This window comes from Campylobacter canis, assembly GCF_045504005.1.
Taxonomy (GTDB): domain Bacteria; phylum Campylobacterota; class Campylobacteria; order Campylobacterales; family Campylobacteraceae; genus Campylobacter_A; species Campylobacter_A canis.
In genome coordinates this window covers 128627-145533 of the sequence record NZ_JBJJXH010000003.1, presented here as the reverse complement: position 1 = coordinate 145533, position 16907 = coordinate 128627, and the positions used below count along the sequence as shown (strand labels likewise).

Below are 16907 nucleotides of genomic sequence, written 5' to 3'. Positions count from 1 at the left end.
TTAAGTTTTAATAATTTCAGCCGTAATAAATTTACGGCTGAATATCAAATTTTACCAGTCGGTAGGATCTAAAGGCTCATTTGGTGTAAATATGCACTCGTTTCCTTTGCACTTAACGGTTGAGTCAAGATAAACACCCTTTAAAAAGCCTCCCTTTTTAGCCTTTGCTTGCGCTTCAAGAGAGCGTCCGCCTGCCGAGCAGTGAAAGATCACATAAGAATCCGGCAACTTAGCCAAAAATTCTTTATCGTCATTTTCTTCTATCGATACATGAATAGAACCTGGTATATGTCCTGCCGCTCTTTCATCGCTTCTTCTTACATCCACTATCTTAACGCCCGCAGGTAGATTTTTATAGTTTTGCAAAAACCACTCAGGATCCACAGAACCCTCATCAAGTCCTTTTTTAACAGGTCCCATAAAAGGCTTGCTAAGCTTTGTAACGGCTCCGCTTGATACTAATTTTTCTTCACCGCCCTTAGTGGTTTTTAATCCTGAATCTTTCCAAGAAGGAAGACCTGCCGAGTAGTTAGATACCTTGGTGTATCCAAGCTCTATTAATTTCTGAGCAACTACGTGTGATTTTTTGCAGTCATAACCTTGACAAAAAGTGATGATATTAGTGTTTTTATCTACGGGAAACCTGCCTTTTAGAGCTTCTATATCGCTATCGTTTATAGATATGGCTCCTGGTATACTCTCCGCAAGAAATTTCGCATAAGGTCTAGCATCTATCAAAAGCGCTGAATTTGTGTCAAAGGCATTTTTAACCACGGCTGTTGTAATTTCTACATAATCTTTTTTAGACCACTCGGGAAAGCCTGCTTGATATAGTTTTACATTTTTATATCCCATCTCTTTAAGCATTGCAGCTACTTTCGTACTTTTTGAGCAGTCCCATCCTTGACAAAATACTATTATCTCTTTATCTTTTGGTGTGCCATCTATCCTTTTTACATGCTCTTTAAATTCAGTATCGTGAATTTGGATACTTGACGGAATCGTGCCTGCATTATAGTGCCTATCAGGTCTTGAGTCTATAAAAAGCGCATCGGTAGCCCCTCTCATACCGCTGCCTAATTTTGAACGAGCATATTTGTAATCAACAACTTCCAAATTATGCTTTTTGATAAGCGCCGAAACGGCGTCGGAAGGCTTAGTAGCTATAGCCTCGGTAGCTACGGCTGAAGTGCCGCTCGTAGTTGCACATCCGGTAAATAACAAAGCCGTAGTAAGCGCAACCGCACCAACAAAACTTAAACGCATATATCTCTCCTTTTTATAAATTTGATATAAATTTTCTTACTTTATACACACTAAATTCTACCCGGCAACATACCGTAATATATCATAGGCTTCATCAGATAGACTTTGAGTATCCACATCAGCCAGCGCTCCTTAGTAGGATCAAGAGGAAATGACGGCGCAGGCTTGCCCGACCAGTCAAATTCGGCAAACATTACAGTGCCTATACTAGTGATAAAAGGACAAACCGTATATCCGTCATATTTGGCGGTAAGCTTATCTTTTTTCTCCATGACGCTGATTAAATTTTCAACTACGACTTGATACTGCTTTCTTGCACTTCCTCCGGTCTTACCAAGAGGTACCGCAGCACAATCCCCAAGTGCAAATACATTTGCATAAGCTATATGCTGAAGCGTTTCTTTATTCACAGGAACCCAACTAGCAGGCGATCCAAGCTGTGATTTACCGACAGCATCAGGCGCTTTTTGTGGCGGAGTGATATGTAAAAAGTCAAATTTCTTAGTAAATCTCTCGCTCTTTTTTATCATCTCATACTCTTCTAAATCCTTATCCCACTCGCCCTTTTCCGTCCATGTTTTTTCCAAGGTAGCGGTTTGATTTACGGTATCTACGGCAACTAGCCTAGTGTTAAATTCCCACTTAAAATCGCGCTTAGTAAATTGCTCCTGTATAGCTTGCGCATACTCGGGCACTCCAAATAGCTTATCACTATTGGTATAAAACAAAATTTCAACCTTATCTCGCACCTTAGCCTTAGTAATAAGATCGTTGGCTATATACATTATCTTTTTTGGAGCTCCTCCGCACTTAACCGCTGTCGGAGAGTCCGTAAAGATAAGCTGGAGTTTTTCATCTCCTTTTATATTTTTCGCCTTTTTTATAATCTCTTCAATTCCTTTATAAGTATCTACCGAACCGTCTGCGAAATAAAGAGAATGAACACCGTTTTTGCCGATTTTTTGACGAACCGAAGAGCTATCTCCAAGCGTAGTTATCTCGCCTTCAAGCCCTTCAATGCCTGCATAATTAAGCGTAACGCCCATCGCAACTACAAGATAGTCATAATCCACCTCGGAGTCGTCATCCAGGATCACTTTGTTATTTTGCGGATCAAAATTTTTAGCGGCTTTTTGTATCCAAGTAACATCATCGGGCATATAATCTTTTGTTTCGTATATGATATCGCTCTTTTCATACACCCCTGCGGCTACTAAAGTCTGTCCCGCTTGATACGATACTGATATAGGGTTTGGCTCTATAACCGTTATATCGGGGTTTTTAAGTCTTTTGGATAATTTTGCAGCGGTGGCGATACCCGATAGTCCGCCTCCTACTATTACGATTTTGCCCGTAGCCGATGAGGCGGCTTCGGCTTTAGTCGGTGCTACGGTACCTGCTATCGCACTTGCCGCTATGGGCGACATGGCAAGAAGTTTAATTGCATCACGACGACTTATCTTACATCCTTCTTTTTCAAGCTCTTTTAACGCTTCGTCAATAATTTTATTTGTGTCCATTTCGCTCCTTTATTGAAGGTTTTATCGAATTTAACTTTGCAAATATCACGTGATAATCGTGCAGCATTGTATCATTATATAAAATATATTTATGTAATTTAGTCACATAACTTTTTTAACATATAAGGTATGATTGCAACCTATATATTTTAAATTTCACAATACGTCAAGGAGTAGAAATGAAGAAATTTACATCGGTCACATTTGCGGTTTTAGCATGTCTTAGTCTGGCGATAAGTAGCGCTTCAGCCGATCACGCGCGCGGGCAAAAGCTATATCTTAAATTTATGAAAGACGCTACGGGCATTAAAGGCGACGCTTTTGCCGCTCAGCACACTATAGCCGAGTGGAAAGCTCTTTGCGAAAACGGCGCAGAAGGACTTATAAAAGAGTATTCACAAAAATATCCGGGCGCGGCAGAGTTTTTACAAGGATCGCAGTTTAAGAAATTTCAGCCTGATATCTGTGATTTTGTGATCCATTACGCAAAAGATAGCGGCAACGTTCCTTCTTGCTGATTTAAATTTAAAGGAGCGAATTTAAGCTCCTTTTACTGCCTATTACTTTAATAATACACACAATAATATCAAATCAATTTATAATATTAAACATCAAAGGAGAATTAAATGAAACTAACAAAATTTACGGCTACTTGCTTATTGGCATTGGGTTTTTTTAAGCTTAAATTTAACTGCTAAAGATACGTATGATTATACGACCGATATGGCAATAGCGAACAGCATCATCAATCCTAGTATTTTGGAAAACGATATTAAGAATTTACAAAAAAATGTGCCACTGAAGACAACGAAGGCTATTGTCTGGCAGCCGAAAGGACAAAGGCTATTTTAAATAAAGGTGATTTTGAGAAATTTTATACAAAGACTGTGCCTGAATATTGCTATAAAAAGAAAGTGATGGGTGCTTGCAAAATTATAGCTATTGAGCTTATAGCTGCTAAATTTTACAAAGAAACAGGAAATTCCAGCGCGGTTGCAGCAGCAAAAGAGATTATAGCCAATAAAGAGGCTACTAATATGCTTAAATTTGGTTGCGAGAAATTAAGCGACAAGGGGCAATGTGAATTTTTGTCTATTATATATGCCGAGTTGGGAGATATGGACAACGCTAAAAAATACGGCGCATTAAAGAAAAAGGCGACCAAAGGTCATCCAAGATTTGATGCGCTAGGTATTAGTGGGTATGATTTTGCTAGCCACTATTATATTTACAACGAAAAGATGTATGGTAGCGGAAGATGAAACTTTCTCTACCCCTGATAATATCGGCTCTTATAGTATCGGCTGCTTTAGCGGCTGATACCTCTTTTAAAGAGAGTGTCTATCTTGAAGCTAAAATGCTAGATGAGAAATTTAACATAGACAAAGATATTATCTTGGCTTACGCAAAGACGGAAACTGATTTTCAGCCGTATGTTATAGCCATTAAGACTAAAACCCCTGATTTTACCCATTGGGTATTGCAGCAAGTTGGCTATAAGGCAAAAAAGAGTAAAAATTTACCCTATGTCAGTGTTTTCCCGGTTGATGTTAAGAGCGCGGAATTTTTATATGATTTTATGATAATGAATAAAAAGGCGTTAGAAATAATTGACTATGACTTTGGACTGATGCAGCTTAATACAAGAACGATTGCGGGTTACGGAATAGACCAAGCAGGAGAAAAGGAGTTATATCTGGACTATAAAAAGAATATGCTTTATGGTGCAGATATAATTTAAAATACTTTAAATTTAACTATCCAAATTTTCAGCGATTTCTAAAACTTCAAAATACTCGTTTTCTAAAATTTCAAGCTCTTTTTTAGCAGCTTCAAGCTCCTCATAAAGCTTAGTTAGTCCTATTTTTTGATAAACATTTGGATCGCCGAGTCCATCATTTAACTTTGAAATTTGAGCCTCTAAAGCAGCGATTTTATCCGGATGATTTTGTAAAATTTGATTTTCTTTATAGCTTAATTTTCTGCTCTTACTCTTTTGTTTTTCGGCCGAATTTTCGCTATCTTTGCTAATCTCAGCTTCAAATTTATCAAGCTCTTTTAACTCATCTTCAAGCTCAAGATAAACGCTATAATCTTGATGAACCACTTCGATTTTAGCACCCTCAAAAGCCCAAAGTTTAGATGAAATTTTATCCACAAAATACCTATCGTGGCTAACAAGCAAGATAGCACCCTCAAAGCTTTGCAGATAATCTTCTAAAATATTAATAGTTGCGATATCAAGGTCGTTTGTCGGCTCATCAAGCACAAGCACATCGTATTCGCCCGCAAAAAGCAAAGCAAGTGCAACGCGGTTTTTCTCCCCTCCGCTTAACACGCCGATTGGCTTATCCAAAAACTCTTTTGGAAAGAGGAAATTTTTAAGATACCCATACACGTGCATATTTCGTCCGCGCACCTGCACCCTATCTCCGCCGTTTGGGCAAAAGACTTCGATCAGGCTCTTTTCATCGCTTAGCACACTTCTTGCCTGATCAAAATACCCTATCCTTACATCGCCACGCTTTATCTCGCCGCCGCTTGGCTTATCAAGTCCCAGCAAAATTTTTAGCAAGGTACTCTTGCCGCTTCCGTTTCGCCCTACTATAGCGATACGCTCTCCTTGCAATACCCGCGCGTCAAATTTTTCAAATAAAATTTTACCGCCGATATTTTTGCTTAAATTTTTAATCTCAAAAAGCATTTTTTTGCGATTTGTCGAGTGGGTTTGGTTGAAATTTTTACTCGCACGCTCAAGCTCAAGTCTTACTCGTCTGATAACACCGGGATTTTTCTTGGCTTCTTCACGCATCTGCATAACGCGCTCTTTGCGACCCTCGTTGCGCTTAAGGCGAGCTTTAACTCCGCGTCTTAGCCACTCCTCTTCGCTTTTAAGCTGTTTTAGCAATGTCTCGTGAGATTTGGCCAAAGAGAGTAAAATTTCCTCTTTTTTAGCCAAGTAGTTAGCATATCCGCCGTCAAAACTTCGAAGCTTGCCCTCCTCTACCTCAACGCTTCTAGTCGCCAAAGCATCGATAAAATATCGATCATGGCTTATAAATACGATGGTTTGCTTTGAGCCTTTAAGCATCTGTTCTAAAAAGCGCACCATATATACGTCAAGGTGGTTTGTCGGCTCATCAAGTAAGAGCACATCTGGCTTTTTAAGGATTAAAGCGCCTAGCGCTACGCGGCGAATTTCACCACCGCTAAGGCTAGAAACCGCCCTATTTTCATACTCTTTTAGCTTAAATTCGATCAAAACCTGCTCTATCTTTCGCTCGATCTGCCAGCCGTCTTTCGCTTCTATAAATTTTATAAGTTCATCTTGCTTTAAATTAAGCTCCTTATCGCTTGGATTGTCGGCAAGCTTTTCAAGCACGGTTGTATACTCGCTTCTAGCGTCAAATATCTCTTTAAGTTCTAAATTTAAAGCCTCCTTGACGCTTATACCTTCATCAAATTTAGGATTTTGCGCGAGCATCTCGACCTTTATGCCGTTTTGCACTACACGCCTTCCCGTGTCAGGCTCATAGCTTCCTGCTACAAGCTTCATAAGAGTGCTCTTGCCGCTTCCGTTTTTGCCTATGACGGCTATGATCTCACGCTCGTTTATGCTGAAATTTATCTGATTTAAAATTTCATTAGCGCCAAATTTCTTACTAACTTCGATAAGATCGACTAACGCCACTTTAACCCTTAAAACGAGTGTTGCATGCTAAGTGCAATTATACAAAGAGTAAGAGCCATCGGCACATAGATATATCTTCCTATGTTATACCAAAGCGCACCTTGAGCTTTAGCTGCACCTGTATTTATCTCGCCCATTATCTCTTCTTTTTTGATAATCCAAAACCAAGATATCGCGCCTATAACCGCACCGATAGGGATAATATAGATAGATACGAAATCCATCCAAGGACCCCATTTGCTAATAGCTTCCATATTTACGCCTATGCCAAAGCAAACCACACACAAGATAATCAGCATAGGCACGCGTTTTATGTTTGGGAATTTGTGCATTATCGATTCGGCGACGGCCTCAAACATGTTTTGTAAAGACGTTATACCGCCAAATATCACAGCCGTAAATAAAATAATCGCAAAAATTTGCCCGCCGGGCATATCTTGTAAAATTTTAGGCAAAGTTACAAAAAGCAGCCCGGGACCGGCAGCCGGATCCATAGAGTAAGCAAATACCGCAGGTATCATTACAAGAGCAGCCGTCATCGCCGCAAGAGTATCAAAAAACGCCGTCTTCTTAGCGGAATCTACAATATCTTCTTTTTTAGATAGATAAGCTCCATAAACTATCATGCCGGATCCCGTGATAGAAAGCGAGAAGAACGCCTGTCCCATAGCAGCTACCCAAACCATAGGCTCGCTTAACTTATCCCAGCCTCCTCTAAAGATAAATTTATATCCTTCAAAAGCCCCGTCAAGCATAGCAACTCTAATGGCGAGTATAAAAAACAGCACGAAAAACAGAGGCATCATTATTTTATTTGTTTTTTCTATGCTCTTTGCACCAAAAAGAAGGGTAAAAAGCGTACCCGCAACCACTATAAAGTGAAAAGGAATGACCGAATAATCACTCAAGGCAAAAGACTCAAACCAGGTATTTGTATCAACGCTCATTAAAGAGCCCGTGATAGCTTGAGTAAGCGCCTTTAGGATATAAGCGATGATGACGGCATAGCCTATGGCTATACACATGGATCCTGCCAGCGGTATCCAGCCTACGATTTTGCCTATCTTATCAAGTCCGCGCGTGCTAAAAGCATACTCGTAAGAGCCAAGAGTGCCTGTTTTAGCTCGCCTACCGATAGCGTATTCGGCCGAAAGTCCCACATATGAAAATATCGCGATAAAAAACAGATATATAAGCAAAAATGCGCCTCCACCGTTTGTCCCTACCTTATAAGGAAATCCCCAGACGTTTGCCATGCCTATAGCAGAGCCTACCGAAGCGATGATAAAGGCCCATCTTGAAGTGAAATTTCTCTTTTCCATTTCGCACCCGTTAAATTTAAATTTGCAAAGATTATACTTAAGTAAGCTAATAAAAATATTATAAAAAGCCTATTTTAGGCATAAATGAGGGATAATGTTTAGCTTTGTTGCATACAAAGTTTAAAATGGCAGTTTAATGAAATTTGCAAATTTCATTTCTTATTAGTTAAATCAAAATTCAAATTTACAAACATCGCTTTGTAGCTTTAAAATTTAAAGGCTTAAATTAACTTAACAACAGGAATTTAAGGATAATTAACGCAGATGATTTGATATAATTAGCCCTTAAATTTAACCCCCTGTACAAAAGAGAAATTTATGAACCTCTCACTTAGAAAGCTTACGATTCCTATATTTTTGGATATGTTTTTACACTTCATAACGCTCATCATAAACACCTACATGGTGACAAAAGTAAGCATTCATCTAGTGGGCGCAATGGGTGCGGGCAATCAAGTCATGGATCTTTTCATGACAATTTTTAGCTTTTTAAGCGTTGGTTGCTCGGTCGTGGTCGCTCAAGCCTTGGGCGCAAAAAACAAAAATTTAGCCATCAGAGTTATACACGCAAGCATCACTTTTAACACTATTTTTGGTATCACTGCGGCGATATTTATCTACTTTTACGGACATGAGGTCTTAGAGCTTTTACAAGTGCCTGAAAATTTGATAGACGAGAGCTTTAACTACCTACACGTTCTTGGCATAGCGCTATTTTTTGACGGAGTCGGGATGGTGCTTGCGGCGGTTATTAGAGTCTATAACTTCGCATTTCAGGTTATGCTTGTCTCCGTTTTAATGAATGTCATTACGCTTCTTGGCAACGCGATAGCTCTTTTTGGCTGGTTTGGGCTTCCAAACTACGGATTATACGGAGTTGGCGTATCAACTCTCGTCGGAAGGCTAGTTGCGCTTATAGTGCTTTTTATCATCCTTTCTCGCACGGCTAAAGTTAGAATTGATATAAAAATGCTAGTTAGCCTTCCGTTTAAAATTTTAAGCAAAATTTTATCGGTCGGGCTTCCAAGCGCGGGAGAAAATTTACTCTGGATGGCGCAATACATGGTCGCTTTTGGCTTTGTAGCAAGCATGGGTGAAGCAAGCCTAAGCGTGCAGACCATATATTTTCAGATCACACTTTTGATCTTGCTTTGCGGAGCTAGTATAAGCGTGGCAAACGAGATCATCGTGGGGCATTTAGTAGGTGCCATGCGGTTTGATGACGCTTATAAAAGGACGTTTTACGCGCTTAAGCTTGGCTTTATAGCCACTACTATCGTGGTTTTAGCCGCATACTTTGGCAAAGAGATCATCATGGATAGGTTAAATTTGACAGCCGAGCTAAAAGAGATCATGCTACCGTTGTTTGCGCTTTCTATCGTGCTTGAGACGGGACGAACATTTAACATCGTCATAGTAAATTCGCTTCGTGCCGCAGGAGACGCTAAATTTCCGCTTATAACGGGGCTTATTTTCATGTGGGGCGTTAGCTTGCCGCTTGGATACTATCTTGGTATAGTTCAAGGTATGGGAATTATTGGAGTTTGGATCGGATTTGTAGCTGACGAGTGGTTAAGAGGCCTTGTAAATACTTGGCGATGGAAGAGTAGAAAATGGCAGTCAAAACGGCTTGTGTGAGGTCAAGTTAAATATATTAATAAAATCTTAAATTTATACAATAAAGCAAATTTTAAAGTTACCTTGTGATAAAATGGCGTGTTTTTATTTAAATTTACTACTTAACAAGGAGAAATATGTTTTCTTTTCTAAAGGCTTCTCCTCCATCAACGCAAAAAGTAGAGCCTTCTCGCGTTGATGCGGAGTATAAAAAACTTCGTTGGCAAATTTTTGCCGGTGTATTTATAGGTTATGCGGCATACTACCTCATCCGCAAAAACTTCTCTCTAGCAATTCCTTATCTTATCGACGAATACGGCTTTAGCAAGGCTGATTTAGGTAAAGTCGGTGTGGCGCTGTCTATGGCTTACGGCTTTAGTAAATTTATCATGGGAAACATCTCGGATAGAAGCAACCCCAAGTATTTTATGGCGATAGGTCTTATCTGCTCGGCAATAGTGAGTCTTATATTTGGCTTAGTTCCGGGAGTGCTTTCATCTATAGGAACTATGATAATTCTTGGCGCACTTAACGGCTGGTTTCAAGGCATGGGTTATCCTCCCGGTGCAAAGAGCATGACAAACTGGTTTTCTACATCGGAGCGCGGAGTATGGTGGAGCTGGTGGAATGTCTCTCACAACTTAGGAGGCGGACTTATAGGACCTCTTGCTATACTTGGACTTTCCATTTTTGGCGTTTGGCAATCGCTATTTTACCTGCCTGCATTAATCGCCATAGTCTTAGCCTTCGTGATGTTTTATCTCATGCGAGATACCCCTGAATCCGTAGGCTTACCGCCTGTTGAAGAGTATAAAGGAGAAAAGCATGTCCAAAAAGTAGAATCAGCCCACACTCTAAGCTCAAAAGATATCTTCTACAAATATATCATCAATAACAAATTTTTGTGGGCTATAACTATTGCTAATATATTTGTATATTTTGTTAGATATGGGATCATAGACTGGGCGCCTACATACCTAAAAGAGGTTAAGCACTTTACAGTAGACAAGCAAAGCTGGGCATATTTCCTCTACGAATACGCGGGAATTTTCGGTATGCTCGCCAGCGGATATCTAAGCGACAAAGTTTTCAAAGGCCACCGCGCACCGCCTATGCTGCTCTTTTTGGTGGGCGTCTTAATCGCTATAGTGGTTTACTGGAAAAACCCTGCCGGCAATCCTTTAGTAGATAACCTCTGTTTGGTTGCAATCGGATTTTTGATATACGGACCTGTTATGATGATAGGACTTCAAGCTGCCGATCTTGTGCCTAGAGTAGCAACGGGCACTGCGACAGGACTAACGGGACTATTTGGATATTTGCTAGGCTCGGCAAGTGCGGGATATGTAATGGGTAAATTAGTAGATGTCTTTGGATGGGACGGTGGATTTTACGCACTAATCGCCTCTTGTGTTTTGGCGTTTATGTTTATCGCCCTAACTTTGTTCCACAAGACATCAAGACAGCTTGACTGATACGCTCTTTAGCACAATATGACAAAAGAGAGAGTAATTGATTTTTTAGATTTTAAAGTATTTTTAAAATTTACAAAAAGAGCAAGAAATATAAGGCTTAAAATAAATAAGCAAGGCAAAATTTCTTGCTCTTTGCCGTTTTATACTACACAAAAAACAGCCATAAATTTCCTAAACGCTCACAAAGATTGGCTTACTAAAACGCATGAAAGAATTTCGGCAAATTTGCCAAAAGATGATGAGTTTAGATTGTTTGGCAAAATTTATAAGATAAAATTTGATGAAAATTTAAACTCCGTTTTGATATCGGATGATCAAATTTTAGCTGCAAATTTAAAGAGACTAGAAGAGTTTAAAAAAAGCGAAGCAAAGCGTGTTTTTACTGGATTTATCGATAAATTTGCCCCTATCATAAACCGCAAAATAAACCGCGTAGTGATACGAAAAATGCAAACACGCTGGGGAAGTTGTAATTATCACAAAGGCTACATTAACTTAAATCTAAACCTCATCGAAAAAGAGCCGGGTCTAATCGAATACGTCATACTTCACGAACTAACCCATCTCATTTACCCGCATCATCAAAAGAGCTTTTATGAGTATATCGGCTCTTTAATGAGCGATTTTAAAGAACGCGAAAAGCGCCTAAACAAAGCTATTATATAATCTGCTATATTAGCATAGTATAATTTTTATTATGATAAAATATCTCAAATTTTAGGAGATCAAATGAAAAAGATATTAATGCTATCTGCTGCGGCTATGGTTGCGATGAGCGGGGATTTTGAAGACGGATTAAAAGCCTATCAAAATGCTGAATTTAAAACAGCATTTGAGAAATTTAGCACCGCTTGCAAAAATAAAAATGCTGATGCGTGTTCAAAACTAGGCACTATGTATCAAGTCGGCAAATTTATAAACAAAGACTCTAAAAAGGCGCTTGAGTTATATATCAAAGGTTGTGAAGCAGGATCGGGCGAGGGCTGCTCGCAAGCAGGTGGGATGTATGAGCTTGGCGAAACGATTAAGGCTGACTCCAAAAAAGCAGAAGAGCTCTTTACTAAAGCTTGCGAACTCGGGCAAGGCTATGCTTGCAGCACGGTTGGCTCTGCATATCTTGAACGCTCAAATTTCAAAAAAGCAAAAGAGTTTTTTGACAAGTCCTGCAATGCGGGCGATAAGCTGGGATGTGAGTGGGCTGGCGATCTTGAAAGATCAAACAAGCTTTAAATTTAGCGCCAAAACGCTTCGGGGATGAAATTTAAATTTGCAAATTCACTCTATCAAAAGCATCTTTTCAAGGCGAGCTAGGCATCTATCTATCTTATCTAGCTCAGCACTTTCTTTTACCGCTCTACCTGAATAAAAATACTCCACATCTGCAGGGGTGTTTTCAAGCAAATTTAGCCTTTCAAGCTCAAATTTAAGCTTATTTACAGTGCCTTCGTTGCCGTCAAGCAGCCTTATATGGCTTGGTAAAATTTCACGCAAGCTATCTTTAAAATAATTAAAATGCGTGCAGCCAAGCACCAATGACGAGTAAAGCGACAGATCAAATTCTAAAAGCTCGCTTTGTAAATACTCCTTCACTCTAGGCGAGTTAAACTCCTCATTTTCGGCAAATTCAACCAGCTTTGCAAGCGCAACGAGATCTATAAGATGATCGCTATCAACGCGAGCTATCAGCTCTTTTAGCTTATTTCCTTTAACGGTAACTGGCGTGGCAATGACGAGAGTTCTTGCTTTTTTGCATGTATCAACGGCCTTTTTTACGGCGGGCTCCATGCCGATGATAGGCAAGTTAAAATTCGATCGAAGCTCTTTTATAGCGACACTTGTAGCCGTATTGCAAGCGATAACGATAGCCTTTGCGCCCTGCTCTTGCATAAATTTTACCGCTTTGGTCGTAAATTTTAAAATTTCCTCGTTTGATTTTAGACCGTAAGGGACGTTATCTCTATCGGCATAGTATAAAAATTGCTCGTTTGGCAATTTCTTTAAAGCCTCATTTAGCACGCTAAGTCCGCCAAGCCCTGAGTCAAAAATAGCTATTTTCACTCTTGTTTCCTGTTTAAATTTGATAAGTTAAGACCTAAAACGCCTAAGATTATCAAAATTGTCCCTATAAAATGATAAATTTCAAATTTTTCATCTAGTAAAACGACTCCCGCGATGATGGTTATCAAAGTCGAAAGGTTGCTAAAGATGCCGACTTTAAAAGCTTCAAGATGTTTTAATGCGTAGCCAAATAAAAACGATGTACATACGGAGCTAAAGATGGCTAAAAATGCTATCGCAAAGCTAAATTTAAGCTCTAAAAACGGTGCAAAATAAAGCTTCAGATCACGTTCGCTTGAAATAAAATCGATCAAATTTAAACCGTTAAAAAAGACAAATCCGATAAAAACCATTATAACAACGAGCTTTGATATCTCAAATTTGGCTAAAATTTTCCTTGTGAAAACATTATAAAGCGAGATGGCAACTACTGAAAGAAGGATCAAAAAGTTGCCTAAAAAGCTTGAATTTGCACTTAAATTTCCTGACATTACAAGTATATAAACTACGCCAAAAACAGATATCAAGATAAAGAGCTTTTGCAGTAAATTTGTTCGCTCTTTGATAAAAATTTGCGCAAAAATCATAGTCATGATAGGTGTGCAGGCATGCAAAACTCCCGCCACAAGAGAGCTTGTATAAACTAGCCCAAAAGCCTGAAACGCAAAAAACGAGCTTGGGTATAAAGCCGCGATAAACGCCACTTGCTTTAAATCCTGCAAGCTAAATTTAGCGCTGATAACGCCAAATTTAAGCAAGATCAAAACAGCAAGAAAAGCTAAGCTAAATCTATGCGCAAGACTTTCAAATACGCTTGCGCTCTCAAGCGAAATTTTTACAAAAGCAAACGAAAACCCAACGATGAAAGTAGCGCCAATTAACGAAACATAGGCTTTAAACATAGCCTATATCGCAAGCGCTCTTTTCCCGCTTTTGTTCTTTATCCACTGATAAGCAAAAAGTGCAAAATAAATCCCCGCGCCAATAGCGTAAGAGATATATTCGTTTGCGATAAACGGGATATATTTAGCGCACATATTTGGCACCAATGTTAGCGGCACAACCAGCATAAGCAAGGCTCGCTCCCAAATTTGAACGCGAGTAACAAAATAACCTTGAAGTGCGGACGCAAAAGCAAACATGCCTATAAGTGCGGTTGAAAATATGAGAAGTATCTCTGCCGGATTTGTTATCCAAACTATGCCCTTGGCGTCGCTTGGAGAAGCAGGATTTACGCTCTCAATAAGAAGCAATTTGTTATTAAATACAAACGAAAACGGCAAAATAGTCGTTCTTAGATCATAAAAAAATCCCTGAACACCGACAGTTACCGGATTTGCTTTGGCAATTCCTGCAGCAGCGTAAGCGGCGATTCCAACAGGCGGGGTATCGTCTGCTAAAATTCCAAAGTAAAACACAAACAGATGCACCGCAATCGCAGGTATCAAAAAGCCGTTTTTATAAGCTAAAAATAAAATTACGGGAGCCACGAGCGAGCTTACCACGATATAATTAGCCGTAGTCGGAAGTCCCATGCCAAGAATTAGCGACATGATCGCCGTTAAAAACAGTATAAGCACGATGTTGTTTCCGGCTAGCGTCTCGACTACTTCAGACAGCACCTGACCGACACCCGTAAGCGAGATAGAGCCTACGATGATACCGGCTAAACCCGTTGCTATCGCGATTGTAGTCATGTTTCTAGCTGCGCCGACCATCGCCCAGAAGATATCGGCAAAGCCGATAATAAAGTCGTTTTTACTAACTTTTTCTTTAAATGCCAATTTTCTAATAGGCTCTTGAAATATTATTATCAAAAATAATACGTTAATAGCGTTAAAAGCGGCGGAAATAGGTGATTCTTTTGCTATCAAAAGAGTATAAAGCAAAACCAGAATCGGAATCAGATAGTGAATTCCGCTTACAAAAATTTTAAATCTTGAGAAATTCTTATCGTGCTGCATGCCTTTAAGCCCAAGCTTACAAGCCTCCAAATGCACAATAAAAAACAGAGACATATAGCAAACAAATGCTGGAATTACAGCAGCTATCATTACATTTGTATAGCTCATGCCCAAAAATTCGGCTATGATAAAGGCTGCTGCACCCATAATAGGCGGCATAAGCTGACCGTTTACACCCGCAGCAACTTCGATGGCACCTGCTTTAGTGCTGCTTAAACCGGCTTTTTTCATAAGAGGTATAGTAAATGTTCCAACCGTTACTACGTTTGCCGTTGAGCTTCCTGAAACCATTCCCGTTAGCCCGCTAGCGATAACCGAGGCCTTAGCAGGACCTCCTCTAAATCTGCCAAGCATCGCAAAGGCCAAATTTATAAAATACTGCCCCGCTCCGGCTCGCTCAAGCAACGAACCAAACAATACAAACAGATAGATAAAGCTAACGCTAACCCCAAGAGGCACACCAAATACACCCTCGGTAGTTAGATACATATGTCCTGCAAGCTTATTTAGGCTCGCACCTTGATGAGCTATGATATCGGGCATATATTGACCAAAGTAATCATACGCTAAAAATATAGCCGCGATAATGCCTAAAGCAGGACCTATCACGCGTCTGCCCGCTTCAAACAGTATCAAAACGGCGATGCACGACACCGCAATATCAACTTTAGTATAATCGCCCGGTCTTTGAGCCAAAGAGTAAAATTCTATAAAAGGATAAAGAGCCGCAAAAACACCCACGACGCAAAGGACGATATCATAAATCGGCATGCTCGTATGAGCCTTTTTATGAAATTTAAGCGGATAGAGCAAAAACACAAGCCCTATCGCAAATGCAAAGTGAACGGATCGCGACATAGTCGTATTCATCGGAAAGTAGGCTATGTAAAGCTGGAAAACCGACCACGCAAAGCAGATTATACTTGTTAGATAAAGATAAAAATTCGAGTTTATCTCTCTTGTCTTAACCTCTACAAATTCCTCTTTCTCTTGCGCCGCTACATTTCCAACTTCCATACACCTACCTTTAAATTTGATTTATATTATTTTATTATTCCGTGTTTTTTAAACTCAGCCTCAGCCGCAGGGTGAAGCGGTGCTGAAAGTCCTTCGACTAAAGACTCTTTCGTTACCGCACCAAGCGCAGGGTGAAGTGTTTTATACTCGTCAAAGTTATCTAGTATTGCCTTAACGACAGCCGCTACAGCCTTATCGCTCATATCTTTATTTGTTACCAAAACAGCCTTAACGCCTATACTTTCTACGTCTTTATCAACGCCTTCGTAAGTGCCTTTTGGTATCACGCCTTTTGCAAAATAAGGAAACTCTTTAAGCATCTTATCGATATTTTCGCCGCTAATATTTACAATATCAATAGGCATTGAATTTGCGGCGTCAGTGATGTTTGCCGTAGGGTGACCTACCATGTAAAAATATCCGTCAATTTTCTTATCCTTAAGTGCGTGCGGACACTCTTGAGCCGTTAAAACTCCGTGATGCTTTAGCTTCTTAGCGTCAAAGCCGTAGGCGTTAAACACGGTAAGAGCCGTCATTTCATTACCGCTACCCGGATTTCCTACGTTTATATTTTTGCCCTCAAGGTCATTTATTGAAGCTATTCCGCTTGCTTTTGATACGACAAACGCCAAAAGCTCAGGATAGATTGATACTACAGCACGTAAATTTTTATCGCCCATATCTTTAAATTTGCCAACACCGTTGTATTTATCATAGACTACGTCGCTTTGCACGAAACCGAAATTCAGCTCTTTTTTAAGCACGTTATTTACGTTATATATAGAGCCTCCGGTTGATTGCACGGAGCATTTTATCTGAGGATCTTTATTTGCAAGACGGCAAATCGCGCCTCCGACAGGATAATAAGTGCCTGTCATTCCACCCGTGCCGATAGATATAAACTCTTTTGCGCCAAGTGTCGAAGCAAAAAGAAGCCCTGCTAAAACTAAAGATGTCTTTTTCATAGCCAATCCTTT

The 16907-nt window shown here is 39.8% G+C and carries 15 protein-coding genes; 7 read left to right on the top strand and 8 right to left on the bottom strand.

What is annotated here, in order from left to right:
- Nucleotides 1-51: 51 nt before the first annotated feature.
- Complete coding sequence (locus ACHJH3_RS04190; protein ID WP_407063709.1) at nt 52-1266, bottom strand: rhodanese-like domain-containing protein; 1215 nt, start codon at nt 1264-1266, stop codon at nt 52-54.
- 50 nt (nt 1267-1316) lie between these two features.
- Entirely contained in the window at nt 1317-2786 is a 1470-nt protein-coding gene (locus ACHJH3_RS04185) for an NAD(P)/FAD-dependent oxidoreductase (protein ID WP_407063708.1), read from the bottom strand.
- 179 nt (nt 2787-2965) lie between these two features.
- On the opposite strand from ACHJH3_RS04185, the gene ACHJH3_RS04180 reads away from it, so the two are divergent.
- From ACHJH3_RS04180 to ACHJH3_RS04170, 3 genes are all read left to right on the top strand, one after another.
- Entirely contained in the window at nt 2966-3304 is a 339-nt protein-coding gene (locus ACHJH3_RS04180; protein ID WP_407063707.1) for a hypothetical protein, read from the top strand.
- 399 nt (nt 3305-3703) lie between these two features.
- On the top strand, nt 3704-4048 hold the full coding sequence (locus tag ACHJH3_RS04175; RefSeq protein WP_407063706.1) for a hypothetical protein: 345 nt from the start codon (nt 3704-3706) through the stop codon (nt 4046-4048).
- Entirely contained in the window at nt 4045-4527 is a 483-nt protein-coding gene (locus tag ACHJH3_RS04170; RefSeq protein WP_407063705.1) for a hypothetical protein, read from the top strand. The genes ACHJH3_RS04175 and ACHJH3_RS04170 overlap by 4 nt, the downstream gene beginning before the upstream one ends.
- Nucleotides 4528-4539: 12 nt before the next feature.
- Here the strand turns inward: ACHJH3_RS04170 and abc-f are convergent, their stop codons facing one another.
- Together abc-f and ACHJH3_RS04160 are read right to left on the bottom strand one after the other, a co-directional pair.
- Nucleotides 4540-6477 (bottom strand): ribosomal protection-like ABC-F family protein, encoded by a 1938-nt coding sequence (abc-f, locus tag ACHJH3_RS04165; protein ID WP_407063704.1) that lies wholly within the window; start codon nt 6475-6477, stop codon nt 4540-4542.
- An 8-nt stretch (nt 6478-6485) separates the two neighbouring features.
- On the bottom strand, nt 6486-7799 hold the full coding sequence (locus ACHJH3_RS04160; protein ID WP_407063703.1) for a sodium-dependent transporter: 1314 nt from the start codon (nt 7797-7799) through the stop codon (nt 6486-6488).
- A 318-nt stretch (nt 7800-8117) separates the two neighbouring features.
- Between ACHJH3_RS04160 and ACHJH3_RS04155 the strand changes: the two genes are divergently transcribed.
- From ACHJH3_RS04155 to ACHJH3_RS04140, 4 genes are all read left to right on the top strand, one after another.
- Complete coding sequence (locus ACHJH3_RS04155; protein ID WP_407063702.1) at nt 8118-9437, top strand: MATE family efflux transporter; 1320 nt, start codon at nt 8118-8120, stop codon at nt 9435-9437.
- Between the two features lie 116 nt (nt 9438-9553).
- Nucleotides 9554-10891, top strand: a complete 1338-nt coding sequence (gene pgtP / locus ACHJH3_RS04150; RefSeq protein ID WP_407063701.1) for a phosphoglycerate transporter protein PgtP — start codon at nt 9554-9556, stop codon at nt 10889-10891.
- A gap of 18 nt (nt 10892-10909) precedes the next feature.
- Nucleotides 10910-11557 (top strand): M48 family metallopeptidase, encoded by a 648-nt coding sequence (locus tag ACHJH3_RS04145; protein ID WP_407063700.1) that lies wholly within the window; start codon nt 10910-10912, stop codon nt 11555-11557.
- Nucleotides 11558-11620: 63 nt separating this feature from the next.
- Nucleotides 11621-12121: a tetratricopeptide repeat protein gene (locus tag ACHJH3_RS04140; protein WP_407063699.1), complete on the top strand. Its 501-nt coding sequence runs from the start codon at nt 11621-11623 to the stop codon at nt 12119-12121.
- A gap of 45 nt (nt 12122-12166) precedes the next feature.
- Here ACHJH3_RS04140 and murI read toward each other — a convergent pair whose 3' ends face one another.
- The 4 genes from murI to ACHJH3_RS04120 are packed head-to-tail and all read right to left on the bottom strand — an operon-like array spanning nt 12167 to nt 16895.
- Nucleotides 12167-12949, bottom strand: a complete 783-nt coding sequence (murI, locus tag ACHJH3_RS04135; RefSeq protein ID WP_407063698.1) for a glutamate racemase — start codon at nt 12947-12949, stop codon at nt 12167-12169.
- On the bottom strand, nt 12946-13851 hold the full coding sequence (locus ACHJH3_RS04130; protein ID WP_407063697.1) for a DMT family transporter: 906 nt from the start codon (nt 13849-13851) through the stop codon (nt 12946-12948). The genes murI and ACHJH3_RS04130 overlap by 4 nt, the downstream gene beginning before the upstream one ends.
- A 3-nt stretch (nt 13852-13854) precedes the next feature.
- The gene (locus tag ACHJH3_RS04125) at nt 13855-15930 is read right to left on the bottom strand and encodes a TRAP transporter permease (protein ID WP_407063696.1); all 2076 of its coding nucleotides are present in this window, start codon (nt 15928-15930) and stop codon (nt 13855-13857) included.
- A gap of 26 nt (nt 15931-15956) precedes the next feature.
- Nucleotides 15957-16895, bottom strand: a complete 939-nt coding sequence (locus ACHJH3_RS04120) for a TAXI family TRAP transporter solute-binding subunit (protein ID WP_173030915.1) — start codon at nt 16893-16895, stop codon at nt 15957-15959.
- Nucleotides 16896-16907 lie beyond the last annotated feature (12 nt).

What these genes read in the sequence shown, in the direction of transcription:
- ACHJH3_RS04190 (WP_407063709.1), bottom strand. Translation starts at nt 1,266, where the DNA reads ATGCGTTTAAGTTTTGTTGGTGCGGTTGCGCTTACTACGGCTTTGTTA.
- ACHJH3_RS04185 (WP_407063708.1), bottom strand. Translation starts at nt 2,786, where the DNA reads ATGGACACAAATAAAATTATTGACGAAGCGTTAAAAGAGCTTGAAAAA.
- ACHJH3_RS04180 (WP_407063707.1), top strand. Translation starts at nt 2,966, where the DNA reads ATGAAGAAATTTACATCGGTCACATTTGCGGTTTTAGCATGTCTTAGT.
- ACHJH3_RS04175 (WP_407063706.1), top strand. Translation starts at nt 3,704, where the DNA reads ATGGGTGCTTGCAAAATTATAGCTATTGAGCTTATAGCTGCTAAATTT.
- ACHJH3_RS04170 (WP_407063705.1), top strand. Translation starts at nt 4,045, where the DNA reads ATGAAACTTTCTCTACCCCTGATAATATCGGCTCTTATAGTATCGGCT.
- ACHJH3_RS04160 (WP_407063703.1), bottom strand. Translation starts at nt 7,799, where the DNA reads ATGGAAAAGAGAAATTTCACTTCAAGATGGGCCTTTATCATCGCTTCG.
- ACHJH3_RS04155 (WP_407063702.1), top strand. Translation starts at nt 8,118, where the DNA reads ATGAACCTCTCACTTAGAAAGCTTACGATTCCTATATTTTTGGATATG.
- pgtP (WP_407063701.1), top strand. Translation starts at nt 9,554, where the DNA reads ATGTTTTCTTTTCTAAAGGCTTCTCCTCCATCAACGCAAAAAGTAGAG.
- ACHJH3_RS04145 (WP_407063700.1), top strand. Translation starts at nt 10,910, where the DNA reads ATGACAAAAGAGAGAGTAATTGATTTTTTAGATTTTAAAGTATTTTTA.
- ACHJH3_RS04140 (WP_407063699.1), top strand. Translation starts at nt 11,621, where the DNA reads ATGAAAAAGATATTAATGCTATCTGCTGCGGCTATGGTTGCGATGAGC.
- ACHJH3_RS04130 (WP_407063697.1), bottom strand. Translation starts at nt 13,851, where the DNA reads ATGTTTAAAGCCTATGTTTCGTTAATTGGCGCTACTTTCATCGTTGGG.
- ACHJH3_RS04125 (WP_407063696.1), bottom strand. Translation starts at nt 15,930, where the DNA reads ATGGAAGTTGGAAATGTAGCGGCGCAAGAGAAAGAGGAATTTGTAGAG.
- ACHJH3_RS04120 (WP_173030915.1), bottom strand. Translation starts at nt 16,895, where the DNA reads ATGAAAAAGACATCTTTAGTTTTAGCAGGGCTTCTTTTTGCTTCGACA.